Here is a 15,748-nt window from a genome sequence, read left to right as displayed (position 1 = left end):
GTCAACAAAGGGCGAGGATTGTATAAAAGGCTTTTCGTAGATGCACGAGGGAATCATGAGCGGTAATCCTTTCACCGGTATGCAATATGTCTGGCGTGGTTTTCAGAACTTAAAAACCCCCGGGCTGCGTCGTTATGTTGCTTTTCCATTACTCCTGAACATCATTGTGATGGGTTTCGCCAGCGTCTGGGGGATCAGTCAGCTGGATGCCTGGATCGGTCAGTTGGTTGATATGTTGCCCGGCTGGTTATCTTTTCTGTACTGGATTCTGATGCCGCTGGTTGTCATCTTTCTGGTGTTGTCACTGGTGTACTTCTTCAGTGCCGTCCTGATGATTATTGCGGGGCCGCTGAATGGCCTGTTGGCTGAGCGTGTTGAAACCTTGCAGGGGCACTCGATTCCGGATGAATCCATTCCGGCAATGACGATCCGTACCCTTGGGCGGGAGCTGACTAAAGTGGGGTACTACCTGCCGCGTTATCTCGGTATTTTTTTACTTGGCTGGATTCCCGGTATCGGGCAGCTTGTCGCTCCTCCCTTGTGGTTCTGGTTTGGCGGCTGGATGATGGCGATTCAGTACATGGATCTTTCGTTTGATAACCATGCTAAGCCGTTTGCAGAAGTTCGTGAGAGATTGGCTGAGGATTTATGGACGGTAATGGGGTTTGGCTTGCTGGTGGCGCTTCTGCTGACTGTGCCCGTGGTTAACCTGTTTATTATGCCTGCAGCCGTGATTGGAGCGACTCTGATGCGACTGGAACGTATGCCCTTTGGCAGCGATTCTGGCAAAAGCAGCTATGCTGAGTTAACAGAAGACGTTACTCCAAGGCTGACGCACGATGAAACTGAGGGTTCTGGTCGTTGATGACGCAGCGTTCGTCCGCGACCTGGTAAAAAAAGCAGTCAGGGATACCTATCCCGGCTGTGAGATTAATGAAGCGGTCGATGGTCGTAAGGCCGTGACCGTGATGAATCAACGCGAAATTAATCTTGTTCTGTGTGACTGGGAGATGCCTGAGATGTCGGGCATTGAGGTTCTCGAGTGGATGAGATCTGACGAGCGTTACAAGAAGACCCCCTTTATGATGATCACCAGTCGCGGTGATCGTGATCATGTCGTTAAGGCTGTGCAGTCAGGAGTTTCGGACTACATCGGCAAGCCTTTCACACGGGAAAATTTCGTCGCCAAGGTTTCTAAAGTTGTTGCCAAGCATCTTGGCGTGAAGCCGGGTGAGGGACCTGCATTCAAGGGAATGCCCGGACAGCAATCAGCGGATGTTCTGATGGGTAAACCTGCTGGGGGCGATGCCTCTGGTGGTAAAGGTGCGGGTAAACCGGTAGCTCAGGACATGGGCGGTGCTAGCGTGCTGATGGGAGGTTCCTCCTCTCCGGAAGCTGCCCCCGCTACTAAGCCTAAGTCCAAGGCAAGGGGCGTAGCGAGTGTTCGCTTCGGTTCAGGCAGTTCTGCCAAGTTGGTACTGAAGGATATTAATCTGCAGGAAATGATCGGCGTATTCCGCAGAGATGGCGCCCTGCCTGCGCTGTTGGAACCTGCGGTTGCCGATATTGTTGATCAGGATTCAGGCGATGTGGCGCGTATTAATGGCTATGTTCGTATGATGCAGGCGCAGGAGCCACATCCAGAAGCCGAGACGATTCAGATGCTGATCCGGTTTGTGGATGACGACGAAGATAAATTAGCCGTGCTGTCGCGCTTCATTGCGAAAGTCCGCTGATGCCGGAAGGTGAACAGGCGCTTCGAAGCAGGCGGTAAAGCAGCTTCCTTTCCCGTAGTCGCTGGTGACCAGCAGGTTGCCAGCGTGGCGCAGTAGCACATGTTTTACGATCGCGAGACCTAACCCTGTGCCGCCGGTGTTTTTACTGCGGCTTGGATCGGCGCGATAAAATCGCTCGGTCAGGCGGGGGAGATGATGTTCTTCAATGCCGATACCCGAGTCTTTCACGTCCAGGCGCAGAGTTTCTCCATCTCTATACCAGCGAATATGGATGTTGCCCCCAGCGGGAGTGTACTTCACTGCATTAATGATCAGGTTGGTGAATGCACTGCGTAACTCATGCTCATAGCCGCTGAGGCTGTCGTCGGTATCCAGTGTCAGGCGTATGTCGTGTTGCCCTGCGGACACCGCGATAGCTTCTTCTGTGATCTGTTCGAGTAGTGTGATGACATCAACACCGGTTCTTGGATCATGAGCGCCGTTCTCAAGGCGCGACAAAGCGAGCAGGTCGCGCACTAACGAATCCATACGGGAGGCCTGCTCCTGCATCTGAGTCAGCATACGCCCAGCGCGTTCTGGGATAATATCTTCAAAGGTCTCCAGATAGCCCTGTATCACAGTGAGGGGCGTTCTCAGTTCGTGGCTGACGTTGCCGACGAAGTCTTTGCGCATTTGTTCCAGTTGTCGAAGGCGGCTGACGTCATGGGCCACGATCAGGCGCTCGTTGCGTCCGAACGGCGTGATGTTGAGCGACAGGCACATGTCTTTGGCAATGGGTGAATTCAGCTCCAGCGGTGTGTCGAAGTCGCCTTTGGCAAAGTAGGCGGTGAATTCCGGGGCGCGTATCAGGTTAGTGATGGGTTGGTTGATATCGATAGGATCGCGCAGCCCGAGCATTTTACCGGCGGAGCGGTTCCACCATTCAAGGTTGCCGTGGCGATCCACCATCACGATACCTTCCTGCAATGCCGAGGTTGAATCCTGCAGTCGGTCAAACAGCGCCTGTAATTTATGGCGGTAGCGTTGGCTGCGCTTGGTTGGGCGCAAGCTGAGTTTGATGAGATCCTGCCAGATACCGCTGGTGGTCGGAGCTTCCTGAGATTCGTAACTGGTCAACCAGTGCTTCATGCGGATGGCCTGACGTAGATGCCAGAACAGAATCAGCAGACTGATGACCGCCAGAGGCAGGAACGGCCAGGGGCTCCACCAGAGCCCGCTCAGGCCAATGGCCAGCAGAAGCAGGAGCCGTTTAAGCTCCTGACGCCAGCCCGGCACGATCAGGACGCTTTGGTTGAAAAGCGGTAACCGGTACCGCGAACTGTCTGAATCAGCTGCTCATGTGACTGGCCAAGCGCCTTGCGAAGACGACGGATGTGCACATCCACCGTACGCTCTTCAACATAGACGTTGCCACCCCAGACCTGATCCAGCAGTTGTGAGCGTGAGTATGCACGTTCCTGATGCGTCATAAAAAATTGCAGCAGGCGGTACTCGGTAGGGCCCACATCAACCGCTTTGTCGTGGGCCATCACGCGGTGGCATACAGGGTCGAGAATCAGACCATTCACTTCGATGGTTTCTTCGACACCCGGAGGTGTTGCCCGGCGCAGTACGGCCTTCAGGCGGGCAACCAGTTCGCGTGGAGAGAATGGCTTGGTGATGTAGTCATCAGCACCGCTTTCGAGGCCCTGAACTTTATTTTCTTCTTCGCCCTTCGCCGTGAGCATAATGATCGGCAGCTCAGCGGTTGCTTCTTCGCGCTTCAGGCGGCGGGCAAATTCAATGCCACTGACACCCGGCAGCATCCAGTCGAGCAGAATCATGTCGGGGCGTTGGTCCACTACAAGAGAATGAGCGTCCTGAACATTTTCGGCTTCGAGACATTCATAGCCGGCCATTTCCAGAGCGACGGCGATCATTTCACGGATGGGTGCTTCATCATCTACGATGAGTACGCGTTTTCCAGCGTTAGTCATAGTCCGGTCACAGATTAGTTATCATTACCGGCGTATTACACAGGTGAGATGTTACAGGTATGTGACAAGTGTTGATTCAATCGGATCGATCTGGTCTCAGGAGGCACTCAGCAGGTAGTGGCCAACAATTCCGAACCAGACAATGGCTCCGAACCAATGCGATTGGCGGAATACCCGGAAACAGTCTTCACGATTGCGGCTGCGGGCACTCCAGATCTGCCACCCCAGAAAGGCGGCGCCGGTCGCGAGACTGAGGTAGTAGACCCAGCCAAAGCCAAACTGCTGTCCTGCAAAAAACAGAAAAGCGACATTCATGGCCTGCAGAAGCCCTATCATCTGTAAATCAAGCTCGCCAAACAGAATCGCGGTCGATTTTACGCCAATTTTCAGATCGTCATCACGATCGACCATGGCGTAAAAAGTATCGTAAGCCACCGTCCAGCAGAGGTTCGCCGCGTAAAACAACCAGAGGTAGGCGGGCAGGGACTCAGACTCGGCGGCAAACGCCATAGGAATTGCCCAGGAAAATGCGGTTCCCAGAAAGAGCTGAGGCAAGTGCGTATGGCGCTTCATAAAGGGGTAGATGGCTGCGAGTGCAACGCCGCCGAAAGAAAGCCATATCGTCATGCTGTTGGTCAGGAGTACAAGGCCGAACGATATAGCGCAGAGTAATGCAAACCCAGCCAGCGCCGCTTTCGCTGACAAAGCCCCCGTGGCTAACGGACGTTCATTGGTACGCTGAACATGGCCGTCGACTTCGCGATCAGCGTAATCATTGATGACACAGCCGGCGGAGCGCATCAGAAATACGCCAGCCGTGAATATGATCAGGTTACTGAGCGATGGTATTCCCTCGGCAGCCGTCCATAAGGCCCAGAAGGTTGGCCATAGCAGCAGATAAGATCCAACCGGCTTATCAAGGCGGGTAATGGCAATCCAGGCACGCCATTGCGGCCACAAAGAATCCAGTCGGGCTGTCAGCACAGGCACCTCAGTTTGTTCTGTTTGTTTGATCGAAGCGGGTCAATAAAGGGCTGAACGCCTCAGTAACCATCAGTGACCGGCCTCCGAGGGTAAAGACAGATCGACGCGCCCATTCTAACCCGGTCGCATTGGCTTTGCAGCGCGAGACACGGACGAAAGTCCGACGCATATCTGGCTGGCTGAAGAGGAAGGAGCCCAGAGAGCGATTGCCCAGTTGGCGCAGACGTGCCAAACGGCCGGTCAGAGCGGCCGCCGGTACTACCGTGCGCGCATGCACAACCGGGGTACCATTCAGCTTGAGTTGCACCTCCCTGAACCAGACACGCTGACTGGCGGATAAGCCGAGTTCTTTCTGCTCCGTTGGTGTCGGGTAGCCAATACCTTCGCGTTGGCAATCGACGCTGAAGCAGTCAGGTTTAAGGCTGCTCAGGCGGGCGGTAAGGGAGCCACGCTCCAGTAACCAGGATCGCCAGAAATGTGGCAGTGCCTGAGGGGCGACGTTCAGACGGGTCGACCAGTCGGGGCGCGCAGGATGGATAATGACAGCAAGGTCAGAAGAGTGCTTCATGGCGCGGAGGATGCGCTAAATCGTACGGTCAGGCAAGTCAGACCGGACATCTGTTCAAAAAATGCCCGGAATTGACCGTTGATTTTAGCGGGCTTGATAAGTACTTTTAGCGACCTTTAAAAACTCACCGAATCATAGGTTATTGGCATGAAGAAGTGGCAATGTGTTGTATGTGGCTGGATTTACGATGAAGCGGAAGGCGCGCCAGAAGAAGGCATCGCTCCGGGTACCCGCTGGGAAGATGTGCCTGACGATTTTATCTGCCCGGACTGTGGCGTAGGTAAAGAAGATTTCGAGATGGTAGAAATCTGATTATCCGGGCTACCGGTTCCCGGTAGCCCTCCTGCACCCCTGCAGACCTCTCTTACCTGATAACTGAACGGACCCTTCTATGAGTAATTCATCTGCTCCTATCGTAATTATTGGCTCAGGCCTGGCCGGATATAACCTGGCAAAAGAACTTCGCAAACTTGCAGCTGATCAGCCTTTGCTGATGATCACCGGAGACGACGGCCGTAGCTACTCCAAGCCGATGCTGTCGACAGGTTACGGCAAGAATAAAACCGCAGATGAACTGGCGATGAACACTGCTGCGGGTATGGCCGAACAGCTGAACATGACGATCCGTACCAATACTGTGGTGACAGCGATCGATATCGATGCGCATACCATCAGTCTGGGTGATGAAACGGTTGAATACAGCAAGCTGGTTCTGGCCTGGGGGGCTGAAGCGGTGGGTCCGCGCATCGAAGGTGGTGCTGAAGATCGCGTCTTCTCGATCAATGACCTCGAAGATTACGCCAAATTCCGTAGCGCCGCTGAAGGCAAAAAGCGAGTTCTGATCATGGGCGCAGGTCTCATTGGTTGTGAGTTTGCCAATGATATGACTGCTGGCGGCTATGAGTGTGAGATCGTGGCTCCGTGTGATCAGGTGTTCCCGACTCTGCTGCCTGAATCAGCCGCTAACGCAGTACAGGCAGGTCTGGAAGGCATCGGTGTTAAATTCCACCTTGGCCCTCTGGTGAGCCGTATTGAACGTGATGGCGACGGTGTTGTCGCAACTCTGGACAACGGTGATGAAATTCGTGCTGATGTGGTGGTTTCAGCGATTGGTCTTCGTCCTCGCACTCAGCTTGCGGGCGATGCGGGTATCAAAGTGAACCACGGTATCGTTGCAGATCGTCACCTGAAAACCAGTGCTGATGATGTTTACACTCTGGGTGACTGTGCTGAAGTTGAAGGCCGTGTGCTGCTCTACGTACTGCCGCTGATGGCTTCCGCCCGTGCTCTGGCGAAGACACTGACCGGCACACCGACTGAAGTCAGCTACGGTGTTATGCCTGTCACTGTGAAGACGCCAGCGTGTCCTGTGGTTGTTTCTCCGCCACCGGGTGGTGATGCGTCAGGTCGTTGGATTGTTGAACAGGAAGGCAATGACGTTCAGGCAGAATACCGCAATGAAGCGGGTGATCTGCTCGGATACGCTTTGACCGGAGCAAAAGTAGCGAATAAAGTAGCACTCAACAAAGAATTGCCGGCAATCATGCCCTGATTCTCTGTAACATCATTGGTCTTTAACAGATCAATACTGACAACAGAAACAAGGATATTACTATGCGTAAACCAGAACTGGCTGCGGCCATCGCTGAAAAAGCAGACCTGAGCAAAGAGAAAGCAGCAGAGGTTGTTACTGCTTTCACAGACCAGATTGCTAAGTCTCTGAGCGAAGGCGAATCTGTGACTCTGATCGGTTTCGGTACTTTTGAAGTACGTGACCGCGCTGAGCGCCAGGGTAAAAACCCACAGACTGGTGAGCCAATCACCATTGCAGCCGCTAAGGTTCCTGCATTTAAGCCAGGTAAAGCGCTGAAGGAATCCGTCCAATAAGCGGCGTTCCTGATGTTACTGCCGCCGCTGAACTGACCCGTGAGTGGGTCAGCCGGCTGGTGGTCGGTGAAGGGCTTTGCCCCTTCGCCAGTCCAGTTATGGACACTCTCCGGATTGAAGTTTCCCCAGCCTTTGATGATTACACGGCAACCGCTGAGTTTATGACTCTGTTGCAAGAGGTGGCTGATTCATCGCCCTCTGATCTACCCACCGCGTTGTTTGTTGTACCGAACCTGTATCAGGATTTTGATGAGTACTGGAACTGGACTCTGATCTGCGATGATCTGCTGGTGCAGATGGGGTATGAAGGGCTGTTGCAGCTGGCGACCTTCCACCCGCAGTACGTGTTTGAGGGTGAAGACGCAGACGACATGAGTCACTTCACCAACCGCTCTCCGTTTCCTATGCTGCATATTATCCGTGAGCAGGATATTGAAGACGCCTTAACACAGATCAGATTCCCTGAGAGAATTCCTGAAAGAAACCGACACCATATGCGCCGTCTGGGGCATAATGGCCTGCTAAATATTATGCCGTCGCTGGCAGGTACCGCGGTATTTGCTGATAACGATGATCAAAGTACGCCCGATAATTAACGGGCGCTGACAGCTGAGGAGACTCCCTTGTTTAAATTTCGCATGTTGCTTTGGGTACTGTCCAAACTGATGAAAAAAGCAGCCAAGAAGAACCCTAAGTTCCGGGAGCAACTGGCAGGTCAGGATATGGCATTTCAGCTACAGACCGACGATGGCAAAGCCGTCCGTCAGTTTGTTGTTAAAGATGAAACCATCTCAAGTAAAGGTAAGGCGCACAGCAATCCTGCATTCACGATCAGCTTCAAAGATGCGCATACCGGTCTGAAAGTGCTTACCTCGAAAGACCGCAATGCCTTTATGCGTGGCATTCAGGAAAAAGACATTAAAATCAGTGGCGACCTGTCGAAAGTGATGTGGTTCCAGGGCATCAGTAAATACCTGAAACCCTGATTTAAGGCTTGAAAATCTGGCCCTGTTATCAGGGCCAGATCGATCAGTGAGAGATAATCAGAATAATAAGGAGGCTGTACCGTGACGCTGACAACCCGAATTCTTCTGGCCATGGCGCTGGCCATCGCGCTCGGCACCATCACGTTCAACCTCCTGGCCATGCCAGACCTTAATGACAGCGTGCGTTATGTGCTGGATGATCTGCTGGCGTCCGGTCTGTTTGCATTGATCGGTAAAATCTTTGTCTCCAGCCTGAAAGTCCTCGTTGTACCGCTTGTGTTTGTTTCTCTGGTCTGCGGCGTTTGTCATCTGAGCGATCAGAGCAGCCTCGGACGAATGAGTCTGAAGACGGTGTTTCTGTACCTTGTGACGACTGCCATTGCGATTTCTGCGGCTATGACGCTGGCCAATATCGTGAACCCCGGTGTCGGAATCGATATGTCGGTAGAGGCGGAGTTTAAGGCTCCTGAAGCCGTGCCTCTTATCGATGTCCTGGCGAATATATTTCCAACGAATCCGTTCCGGGCGATGGCGGAGGGCAATATGCTGCAGGTGATCGTGTTCGCCATTCTGATTGGTCTTGCTATTGGTCGGTCGGGCGTGCCGGGTGAGCGTATTGGTAAGCAGTTCAGCGACTGGAACGAGATTCTGATGACGCTCGTCACCATGCTGATGAATCTTGCGCCGTACGGTGTATTTGCTTTGCTGTTCAGCCTGTTTGCCTCTAAAGGGCTGGGGCCCGTGCAGGAGTTGTTGGCCTATATGTTTACCGTGGTCGCGGTGCTGTTGGTGCACGGTATTGTTGTCTACTCCGCTATGCTCCGTATGTTTGCCGGTGTTTCTCCGGTAACCTTCCTCAAGAAAATGTGGCCGGTGCAGATTTTCGCCTTCAGTACGGCATCAAGCAGTGCCACCTTGCCGGTTACCATCAAGAACGCTGAGCAGAATCTCGGTGTCGGTACCCGTGCTGCATCTTTTGTGCTGCCGCTGGGCGCAACCATCAATATGGACGGCACGGCCATTATGCAGGGCGTAGCGACTGTGTTTATTGCTCAGGCGTTTGGCCTTGATCTGAGCATGGGCGACTACCTGTTGGTGATTGCCACCGCCACTCTGGCCTCCATCGGCACCGCAGGTGTACCGGGTGTTGGGTTGATTACGCTGTCGATGGTTCTGCAACAGGTCGGGCTGCCGGTAGAAGGGATTGCATTAATTATCGGCGTCGATCGCCTGTTAGATATGTTGCGTACCGCAGTGAATGTGACTGGCGACACCATGGTCTCGGTTGTGATTGCTAAGACCGAAGGGGTTCTGAATCATGAGCGCTATAACGACCTGAGTATCTCTGCGACAACTAACAACGACGACAAATGAAGCTGCTTTCTCGTTACCGCTGTTTGACGCTGCTCATTGTAGCGTTTACTGCCTTGCTGACATATTCGGGCCTTGCTTATGCTGTTGATGCGAGTGCATCTGAGCGCATTATTTCGGGGAGCGGTGTGTCCGGTATATCGACACAGGTCCGGCAGTTAGCTGAAGATCAATTGACTGAACATAGTGGCAGCGAGAAGCGTGACCGCTTGCGCCGGCTTCTGCCTTGGTCACCTGTTGCTCTACAGACATCGTTTACCCAGCTGCTTGAATCATTCACGGACGAAGAGGTCGCCCGCTTACTGGAGATCGTCGATGATTCTCTGATGGCGCGGGGGCGTTTGATGGAAGATACTGCGCTTCAGGAACAGGGAACGCCAGAATACGAACGTTACATGCAAAGGTTGGCCACCTACCCACCGGCTGTTTCCCGGGTGCAAAGGGTGGAGCGTCTCGTATCGGTAACACGGATGGCAGAATGGTTGATTCACGCTCAGGCGTCCGTGTCAGATGCTCTGGAACTTGAACTTTCTCAAGGATACGAAGCCCAGACACGAGACGCGGTTTTGGATTTTATGCTGTACGCGTATCGCCGGGTGAGTAATGCAGAAGTTGATGCGCTGACCCGACTGTGGAACGACGCGGTCATGCAGCGTTGGCTGACCGAAGCCTTTGCTGCGCTACCAGATCCTGCCCGGCCAGAGTCTGCTGAGCCAGATCTCATCCAGCGAGAGCCTGGCTTTCATATAACGGGCTGGTCTTCGCAAAGCCTCAGTGATTCAGAACGCTGATAAGGTCAGCGAAGCTGTCCTGATTCTCAACCAGAGCATCCGCTACCTCAGCCGCGTCTTCAGCGGAGAGGCCCAGGCGCGTATATACATGCTCGGGAATAACTTCCGATGGTCCGTCACCGACACCACGTTCACGCAGCAGACGTACGGCAACGAAGAGCAGGTTTGCATAGCCTGAGTAGTCGTCATCGTAATCGGCGTTGTGCATCTGACGCAGCGAAGCAACCAGTTCACCGGGCATCTGCCACTGCATCATCAAGGCCGCGGCGCACTGCTCACGGCTCATGCCGAGTAAGTAGTTTTCAATGTAGAAACGGTTAATGTGCGGGTTTGCCTCAATGTGGCGGTTGATCAGCGAAAACTGGGGCGGAAACACCTGCGCCAGAATCAGAAATCCGAAGTTATGCAGCAGACCGCTCAGGTAGGCCATGCCCTGTGATGGGCGACCTGCTGGCTCTATTTTACGTACCAGTTCGCCGCACAGTGCTGCGGTCATCACTGCCTGCTTCCAGAATGGGGTATAACCGTGCGGCCCTTCTTTAGGCACAGCCAGAGACCGGCCCAGCGCCAGCCCGAGTGCAAGGTTGATCACCAGATCAAAACCGAGCACGCGGATCACCGCTTCTTCAACACTTTTGATCTCGCCACGTGTGCCGTAATAAGGAGAGCGCGCCCAACTCAGTACCTGAGCCGACATGCCCGGATCAACTTCGATGGTGGTTGCCAGTGCCTTGCTGTCGGCGTCTGGGTCGACCCTAAGTTCAATAATTTTGCGCGCAACTTCGGGTAGTGGCGGGAGGTCCAGGGTTTCTTCAAGGCGTTGCTTGATTCTGAGCGGCGTAAACTGACGGATGGCCGAATGGACATCATCAAGATCCTGATCGCTGCCCTGCCCCGGGCAGTCAGGACGCAAAGGAGTACTGTAGTTACCGACATGCGAACTGGTCGTCAGCGCACGGAATTCTGACATCGGAATCTTGAGCCAGGTTTTGCCTTCTTCGCCAGAGTATACGAACAGCTCCTGCTCTCGCAGCAGTGCCTGGTCAATCATGGTTTCCATTTCGGTGATCTGCGGGATCGCCGGAAACTGATCGATTTTGTAGCGGGCCTTGAGCAGGTCAAGCTCGTCCACCGACAGCGCGGTGAACTGTCTGCCAAAGGCGTGTGACAATTGGGTGAGATCAAGCATCCGGTCGCCCGGAACCAGAACCTGCACCTGCCCCAGCTCATCTTTCAGGAACACATTGTAAGCAACCTTGGAAGAGTAGGATGCGGGCGGATTACTTTGCATGATTTCAAACAACTCCTTGTCATCAGCGGCGGAGTAGGGGATTCGCCAGTCTTCAAGGATTTTCTGTACGACGGCTGGAATGGCTGACATGTTTTCGCCCCGGAATTCGTTCTTTCAGAAAATATAGTAGAGATCCTGAAAAATGTGGTCGATTGGGACTAAATTGGAGATATTTCTTTGTTCGGGGTCAGACGTTAGCGAAGCGTTCGGCATCGCCCAGCCAGCGTTTAATCAGGGGTTCAACAGTGGCAGGATGCTGGTACCAGAGGTCATTGGCCATCTCCTGTACCTGAGGCAGAAGGTCAGCATCGCGTTGCAGGTCGGCAATCCTGAGCATCTGCAGTCCGGTCTGGCGCGTGCCCAATAACTCACCGGGGCCGCGGATCTCGAGATCCTGTTCAGCAATATAAAAGCCGTCCTGGCTATCGCGCATGACCTGCAGGCGTTGTTTGCTGGTCAATGACAGGGGAGATTTGTAGAGCAGGACGCAATGACTCTTTGCGCTGCCACGACCAACCCGCCCCCGCAGCTGATGCAGCTGGGCAAGACCGAGGCGTTCCGGGTTTTCAATGATCATCAGGCTCGAGTTTGGTACATCGACGCCGACTTCGATGACGGTGGTTGCGACCAGAAGATCCAGTTGATGATCTTTAAAAGCAGCCATGATGTCTGCTTTTTCAGCGGCCTTCATACGTCCGTGAACCAGACCGACGCGCAGCCCCGGAAGCGCTTTCTGAAGCTCTTCAAAGGTATTCTCTGCCGCCTGACATTGCAGAGCTTCGCTTTCTTCGATCAGGGTGCAGACCCAATAGGCCTGCGCGCCCTGAGAGCAGGCTTCCTGCACGCGCTGAATGATTTCCGGACGTCGCTGATCGCTGATGGCAACCGTGGTAATCGGGCTACGCCCCGGAGGCAGTTCGTCAATCACTGAGGTATCGAGATCGGCGTATGCACTCATGGCCAGAGTTCGTGGGATGGGCGTTGCTGTCATGATCAGCTGATGCGGAGCAAGCCCTGCCCGTTCACCTTTCTCCTTGAGCGACAGGCGTTGATGGACACCAAAGCGGTGTTGCTCATCAATGATGACCAGACCGAGCTTCGAGAAATGCACGTCCTCCTGAAATAACGCATGAGTCCCTACGACCAGTTGCGCTTCGCCACTGGCGATTTCATATAAGGATTTTTCCCGGGCTTTTCCTTTAACTTTGCCGGCAAGCCAGCCCATGCGAATGCCAAGCGGCTCAAACCAGCCCGCCAGATTACGCAGGTGTTGCTCGGCTAGGATCTCGGTCGGTGCCATTAACGCGACCTGATAACCTTGTTGAAGCAGATCACAGGCAGCAAGTGCCGCAACCAAGGTTTTACCAGAACCAACATCGCCCTGGACCAGGCGCAGCATCGGATAGGGTTGTTTGAGATCTTCAGTAATTTCATCGGTGACGCGTTGCTGGGCACCGGTTGGTGTAAACGGCAGTTTCTCCAGTAGTGCGCTTCGCAACGTATGGTCACTCAGGATGGCAGGTGCTTTATCCGCCTGTACCTGAGCACGCAGTTTAAACAGAGATAACTGGTGCGCCAGCAGTTCTTCCAGGATCAAGCGCTTGTGTGCGGGGTGGCTGCCTGCCTCCAGTTGTAACAGGTCCGTGTTTGCGGGCGGGTTATGGAGAAACAGGAGTGCTTCGCGCAGGCCCGGTAGTCGCCATTGCGCGCACCATTGTTCGGGGAGCAGATCAGGAAGAGCAACCTCATCCTGCTTCAACAGCTCAATCATCTGTTCGTGGAGCAGGCGCAGGCGCTGCTGAGTAATACCATCGGTGGCCGGATAAATAGGAGTAAGAGACGCTTCGAGCGGCGTATCCAGACCGTCTTCGATGCGCTGGTATTCAGGGTGGTAAAGCTCGAGTCCGCTGGCTCCGCGACGGGGTTCACCATAGCAGCGCAACAGGGTGCCTTTGCTCATCTGATTTTTCTGCGCCGCATTAAAATGAAAAAAGCGCAGATTGATCAGTCCACTCTGGTCCTGAAGCTTAACCAGCAGGCTGCGGCGCTTGCCAAACACCACGCTCGAGCCCTTCACCTCTCCCTGAATAACCGCAGGCCGCATAGGCATCAGGCCAGCGATGGGTGTGATTTTACTCCGGTCTTCGTAGCGGAAAGGCAGGTGAAAGGCGAGGTCAGTGAGAGAGTGGATATTCAGTTTACCCAGCTGCTCTGCCAGTTTTGGCCCGACGCCTTTCAGATCCGTTAGCTTACCGGAGTTCGCCATCAGGTTACTTCTTAGACCAGCACAGCTGGGCGTTTTCGATCAACAGGTCGATGGCATTGCCGCGGGGGAAACTGGCGCGCCAGGCAAGGGCCACCGTCCGAAACGGCGCCGGCTCACGGAACGGACGCGTGGCCAGCAGGTTGTCGTCCATATTCCCGAGAGCGGACTCAGGGAGCACGGTCACACCGAGACCGGTGGCGACCATATGTTTGAGTGTTTCGAGCGAGCTGCCTTCGAGGACACTGCCGACCCGGCTGTGCTGTTTACGATGCAATGCCGGGCAGTGTTCAAACACCTGATCGCGGAAGCAGTGACCTTCGCCCAACATGAGCAGGTCGAGGTCGATCAGTTGCTCAGGGTCGATATCTTTCTGCTTCGTCAGCTCATGTTCTTTGGGCATGACGACGACGAATTTCTCTTCGTACAGAGGTCGGGTCACGACGTCGGGTTCAGTAAAAGGCAGCGCAATCACGATGGCATCCAACTCGCCTTCTCTGAGCTGCTTACGTAAGACACCGGTGTAGTTTTCTTCCAGGTAGAGCGGCATGCCCGGCGCGGCACTGTGTATCTGGGGAACCAGATGAGGAAACAGATAAGGCCCAATGGTGAAAATGGCGCCGAGGCGGAGTGGCGTCGACAGCTGATTCTTGCCCGAGCTGGCGATATCTTTAATGGCCCGGGATTCCTCTAAAACACGTTGAGCCTGGGCCACAATGCGCTCACCCAGCGGAGTAACGGTGACGGAATTCTTACTGCGCTCAAAAATGGCGACCTCTAACTCGCTTTCCAGCTTTTTTATCGCTACGCTGAGCGTCGGTTGGCTGACGTAACATTTTTCAGCGGCTCGGCCAAAATGTCGTTCCTGTGCAACAGTGACGATATAGCGGAGTTCGGTCAGGGTCATGATTGTTACCTTGAATGAAGGTGGCTTATCTGATTTATTCTACCTATCCATTACGTCAGCGAAAGACCGTAACAAAATAAAACGTAAGGTACCGCCGAGATGCGGTACAAAATGCCTGAAATAGTGGAGGAAAGGCATGGCTTCTATTTTGGTTGTGGGCACCGGAGATATCGGCGGCCATCTGGCACAGGACCTCGCCCGGGAAGGGCATGACGTGACAGGCGTCCGCCGTTCGGACAAGCCCGTTGGGGAAGGGGTTCAGGTGATCAGTGCTGACGTGTCAGATGCCAGCACCCTGACCGACCTGCCAGACAACATTGATATTGTCGTATACAGCGTAGCAGCGCCGGTTTTTTCGAAAGAAGGTTATCACGCGTACTATGTGAAAGGCCTGAAGAACATTCTTAAGAAGCTGAAAGGGCAGACGCCTAAGCGTGTTTTCTTTGTTTCCAGCTCTTCGGTATATCACCAGATGGATGGTGAGTGGGTCGACGAAAACTCCGAAACAACGCCATCCAGCTTTGCCGGCAAAGAAATGCTGGCGGCGGAGAAAGTACTGCTCGATTCGGCATTCCACGGCACTGTCGTACGCTTTACTGGTATTTACGGCCCGGGCCGTGAACGCATGATTCAGCAGGCGCGTCAGGGCGGTTACTGTGACCCGGAACCCGCTGTATGGACCAACCGCATTCACCGTGATGATTGTCTCGGAGTACTCAAATTTCTGATTAATCGCGCCCTGAACGGCGAATCGCTCGATGACTGCTATCTCGCCACTGACAACGAGCCAGCCACTCTGTTCGATGTCCTCGAATGGATGAAGGATCGTATCGGTGAGGTCGACCCGGATAGCGACGTGGGTGAAGTATCACGCCGCGCTAACCGTCGTTGTTCTAACAAGCGACTGTGGTTCAACCGTAGCTAAATAATTATTCATAAGACCACTCCTGACCATTCCGGATCATCGCATTCAGGATGGTCAAAAACT

At 54.0% G+C, this 15,748-nt stretch carries 17 protein-coding genes; 10 read left to right on the top strand and 7 right to left on the bottom strand.

What is annotated here, in order from left to right:
• The first annotated feature begins 55 nt into the window (after positions 1–55).
• Both cysZ and BW941_RS02935 read left to right on the top strand, forming a co-directional pair.
• A complete protein-coding gene (cysZ, locus tag BW941_RS02940; RefSeq protein WP_175607852.1) occupies positions 56–865 on the top strand; it encodes a sulfate transporter CysZ in 810 nt (269 codons plus the stop codon).
• A complete protein-coding gene (locus tag BW941_RS02935; protein WP_076514203.1) occupies positions 840–1,736 on the top strand; it encodes a response regulator in 897 nt (298 codons plus the stop codon). The genes cysZ and BW941_RS02935 overlap by 26 nt, the downstream gene beginning before the upstream one ends.
• On the opposite strand, the gene phoR is transcribed toward BW941_RS02935, so the two are convergent.
• From phoR to BW941_RS02915, 4 genes are all read right to left on the bottom strand, one after another.
• The gene (gene phoR, locus BW941_RS02930) at positions 1,698–3,011 is read right to left on the bottom strand and encodes a phosphate regulon sensor histidine kinase PhoR (protein ID WP_076514202.1); all 1,314 of its coding nucleotides are present in this window, start codon (positions 3,009–3,011) and stop codon (positions 1,698–1,700) included. The two genes, BW941_RS02935 and phoR, sit on opposite strands and share 39 nt — an antisense overlap.
• A 2-nt stretch (positions 3,012–3,013) precedes the next feature.
• Positions 3,014–3,712 carry a phosphate regulon transcriptional regulator PhoB gene (phoB, locus tag BW941_RS02925; RefSeq protein ID WP_076514201.1) on the bottom strand — a complete coding sequence of 233 codons (699 nt, stop codon included), beginning with the start codon at positions 3,710–3,712 and terminating at the stop codon, positions 3,014–3,016.
• A 96-nt stretch (positions 3,713–3,808) separates the two neighbouring features.
• Entirely contained in the window at positions 3,809–4,696 is an 888-nt protein-coding gene (gene ubiA, locus BW941_RS02920; protein WP_245820030.1) for a 4-hydroxybenzoate octaprenyltransferase, read from the bottom strand.
• A gap of 7 nt (positions 4,697–4,703) precedes the next feature.
• Positions 4,704–5,264 carry a chorismate--pyruvate lyase family protein gene (locus tag BW941_RS02915; RefSeq protein ID WP_084188565.1) on the bottom strand — a complete coding sequence of 187 codons (561 nt, stop codon included), beginning with the start codon at positions 5,262–5,264 and terminating at the stop codon, positions 4,704–4,706.
• 147 nt (positions 5,265–5,411) lie between these two features.
• On the opposite strand from BW941_RS02915, the gene BW941_RS02910 reads away from it, so the two are divergent.
• The 7 genes from BW941_RS02910 to BW941_RS02880 all read left to right on the top strand — a co-directional run bounded on the left by BW941_RS02910 (position 5,412) and on the right by BW941_RS02880 (position 10,299).
• Positions 5,412–5,576 (top strand): rubredoxin, encoded by a 165-nt coding sequence (locus tag BW941_RS02910; RefSeq protein WP_068441816.1) that lies wholly within the window; start codon positions 5,412–5,414, stop codon positions 5,574–5,576.
• 79 nt (positions 5,577–5,655) lie between these two features.
• A complete protein-coding gene (locus BW941_RS02905; RefSeq protein ID WP_076514199.1) occupies positions 5,656–6,816 on the top strand; it encodes an FAD-dependent oxidoreductase in 1,161 nt (386 codons plus the stop codon).
• A gap of 62 nt (positions 6,817–6,878) precedes the next feature.
• Complete coding sequence (locus BW941_RS02900) at positions 6,879–7,151, top strand: HU family DNA-binding protein (protein WP_068435111.1); 273 nt, start codon at positions 6,879–6,881, stop codon at positions 7,149–7,151.
• Positions 7,139–7,747: a DUF1415 domain-containing protein gene (locus tag BW941_RS02895; protein ID WP_076514198.1), complete on the top strand. Its 609-nt coding sequence runs from the start codon at positions 7,139–7,141 to the stop codon at positions 7,745–7,747. Before BW941_RS02900 ends, BW941_RS02895 begins: the two co-directional genes overlap by 13 nt.
• 27 nt (positions 7,748–7,774) lie before the next feature.
• The gene (locus tag BW941_RS02890) at positions 7,775–8,137 is read left to right on the top strand and encodes an SCP2 sterol-binding domain-containing protein (RefSeq protein WP_217693560.1); all 363 of its coding nucleotides are present in this window, start codon (positions 7,775–7,777) and stop codon (positions 8,135–8,137) included.
• Positions 8,138–8,218: 81 nt separating this feature from the next.
• Positions 8,219–9,511: a dicarboxylate/amino acid:cation symporter gene (locus tag BW941_RS02885; protein ID WP_076514197.1), complete on the top strand. Its 1,293-nt coding sequence runs from the start codon at positions 8,219–8,221 to the stop codon at positions 9,509–9,511.
• Positions 9,508–10,299 carry a hypothetical protein gene (locus BW941_RS02880; protein WP_076514196.1) on the top strand — a complete coding sequence of 264 codons (792 nt, stop codon included), beginning with the start codon at positions 9,508–9,510 and terminating at the stop codon, positions 10,297–10,299. The genes BW941_RS02885 and BW941_RS02880 overlap by 4 nt, the downstream gene beginning before the upstream one ends.
• On the opposite strand, the gene BW941_RS02875 is transcribed toward BW941_RS02880, so the two are convergent.
• The 3 genes from BW941_RS02875 to BW941_RS02865 all read right to left on the bottom strand — a co-directional run bounded on the left by BW941_RS02875 (position 10,280) and on the right by BW941_RS02865 (position 14,760).
• Positions 10,280–11,680 (bottom strand): aminoacyl-tRNA deacylase and HDOD domain-containing protein, encoded by a 1,401-nt coding sequence (locus tag BW941_RS02875; protein ID WP_076514195.1) that lies wholly within the window; start codon positions 11,678–11,680, stop codon positions 10,280–10,282. The two genes, BW941_RS02880 and BW941_RS02875, sit on opposite strands and share 20 nt — an antisense overlap.
• Positions 11,681–11,777: 97 nt before the next feature.
• The gene (gene recG, locus BW941_RS02870) at positions 11,778–13,856 is read right to left on the bottom strand and encodes an ATP-dependent DNA helicase RecG (RefSeq protein ID WP_076514194.1); all 2,079 of its coding nucleotides are present in this window, start codon (positions 13,854–13,856) and stop codon (positions 11,778–11,780) included.
• A 4-nt stretch (positions 13,857–13,860) separates the two neighbouring features.
• Positions 13,861–14,760, bottom strand: a complete 900-nt coding sequence (locus BW941_RS02865) for a hydrogen peroxide-inducible genes activator (RefSeq protein ID WP_076514193.1) — start codon at positions 14,758–14,760, stop codon at positions 13,861–13,863.
• A gap of 136 nt (positions 14,761–14,896) precedes the next feature.
• Here BW941_RS02865 and BW941_RS02860 point away from each other — a divergent pair, with 136 nt between their 5' ends.
• The gene (locus BW941_RS02860; protein WP_084188564.1) at positions 14,897–15,685 is read left to right on the top strand and encodes an SDR family oxidoreductase; all 789 of its coding nucleotides are present in this window, start codon (positions 14,897–14,899) and stop codon (positions 15,683–15,685) included.
• The last annotated feature ends 63 nt before the right edge of the window (positions 15,686–15,748 follow it).

It is taken from the genome of Thalassolituus maritimus, from assembly GCF_900156675.1.
GTDB classification, from domain to species: Bacteria; Pseudomonadota; Gammaproteobacteria; order Pseudomonadales; family Oceanobacteraceae; genus Thalassolituus; species Thalassolituus maritimus.
The sequence above is the reverse complement of the archived record's forward strand: the minus strand, read 5'-3'. Positions and strand labels throughout refer to the sequence as shown.

Excerpts from the sequence above, each read along its gene's own strand:
- cysZ (WP_175607852.1), top strand. The coding sequence starts at position 56 with ATGAGCGGTAATCCTTTCACCGGTATGCAATATGTCTGGCGTGGTTTT.
- BW941_RS02935 (WP_076514203.1), top strand. The coding sequence starts at position 840 with ATGAAACTGAGGGTTCTGGTCGTTGATGACGCAGCGTTCGTCCGCGAC.
- phoB (WP_076514201.1), bottom strand. The coding sequence starts at position 3,712 with ATGACTAACGCTGGAAAACGCGTACTCATCGTAGATGATGAAGCACCC.
- BW941_RS02915 (WP_084188565.1), bottom strand. The coding sequence starts at position 5,264 with ATGAAGCACTCTTCTGACCTTGCTGTCATTATCCATCCTGCGCGCCCC.
- BW941_RS02910 (WP_068441816.1), top strand. The coding sequence starts at position 5,412 with ATGAAGAAGTGGCAATGTGTTGTATGTGGCTGGATTTACGATGAAGCG.
- BW941_RS02905 (WP_076514199.1), top strand. The coding sequence starts at position 5,656 with ATGAGTAATTCATCTGCTCCTATCGTAATTATTGGCTCAGGCCTGGCC.
- BW941_RS02900 (WP_068435111.1), top strand. The coding sequence starts at position 6,879 with ATGCGTAAACCAGAACTGGCTGCGGCCATCGCTGAAAAAGCAGACCTG.
- BW941_RS02880 (WP_076514196.1), top strand. The coding sequence starts at position 9,508 with ATGAAGCTGCTTTCTCGTTACCGCTGTTTGACGCTGCTCATTGTAGCG.
- BW941_RS02875 (WP_076514195.1), bottom strand. The coding sequence starts at position 11,680 with ATGTCAGCCATTCCAGCCGTCGTACAGAAAATCCTTGAAGACTGGCGA.
- recG (WP_076514194.1), bottom strand. The coding sequence starts at position 13,856 with ATGGCGAACTCCGGTAAGCTAACGGATCTGAAAGGCGTCGGGCCAAAA.
- BW941_RS02865 (WP_076514193.1), bottom strand. The coding sequence starts at position 14,760 with ATGACCCTGACCGAACTCCGCTATATCGTCACTGTTGCACAGGAACGA.
- BW941_RS02860 (WP_084188564.1), top strand. The coding sequence starts at position 14,897 with ATGGCTTCTATTTTGGTTGTGGGCACCGGAGATATCGGCGGCCATCTG.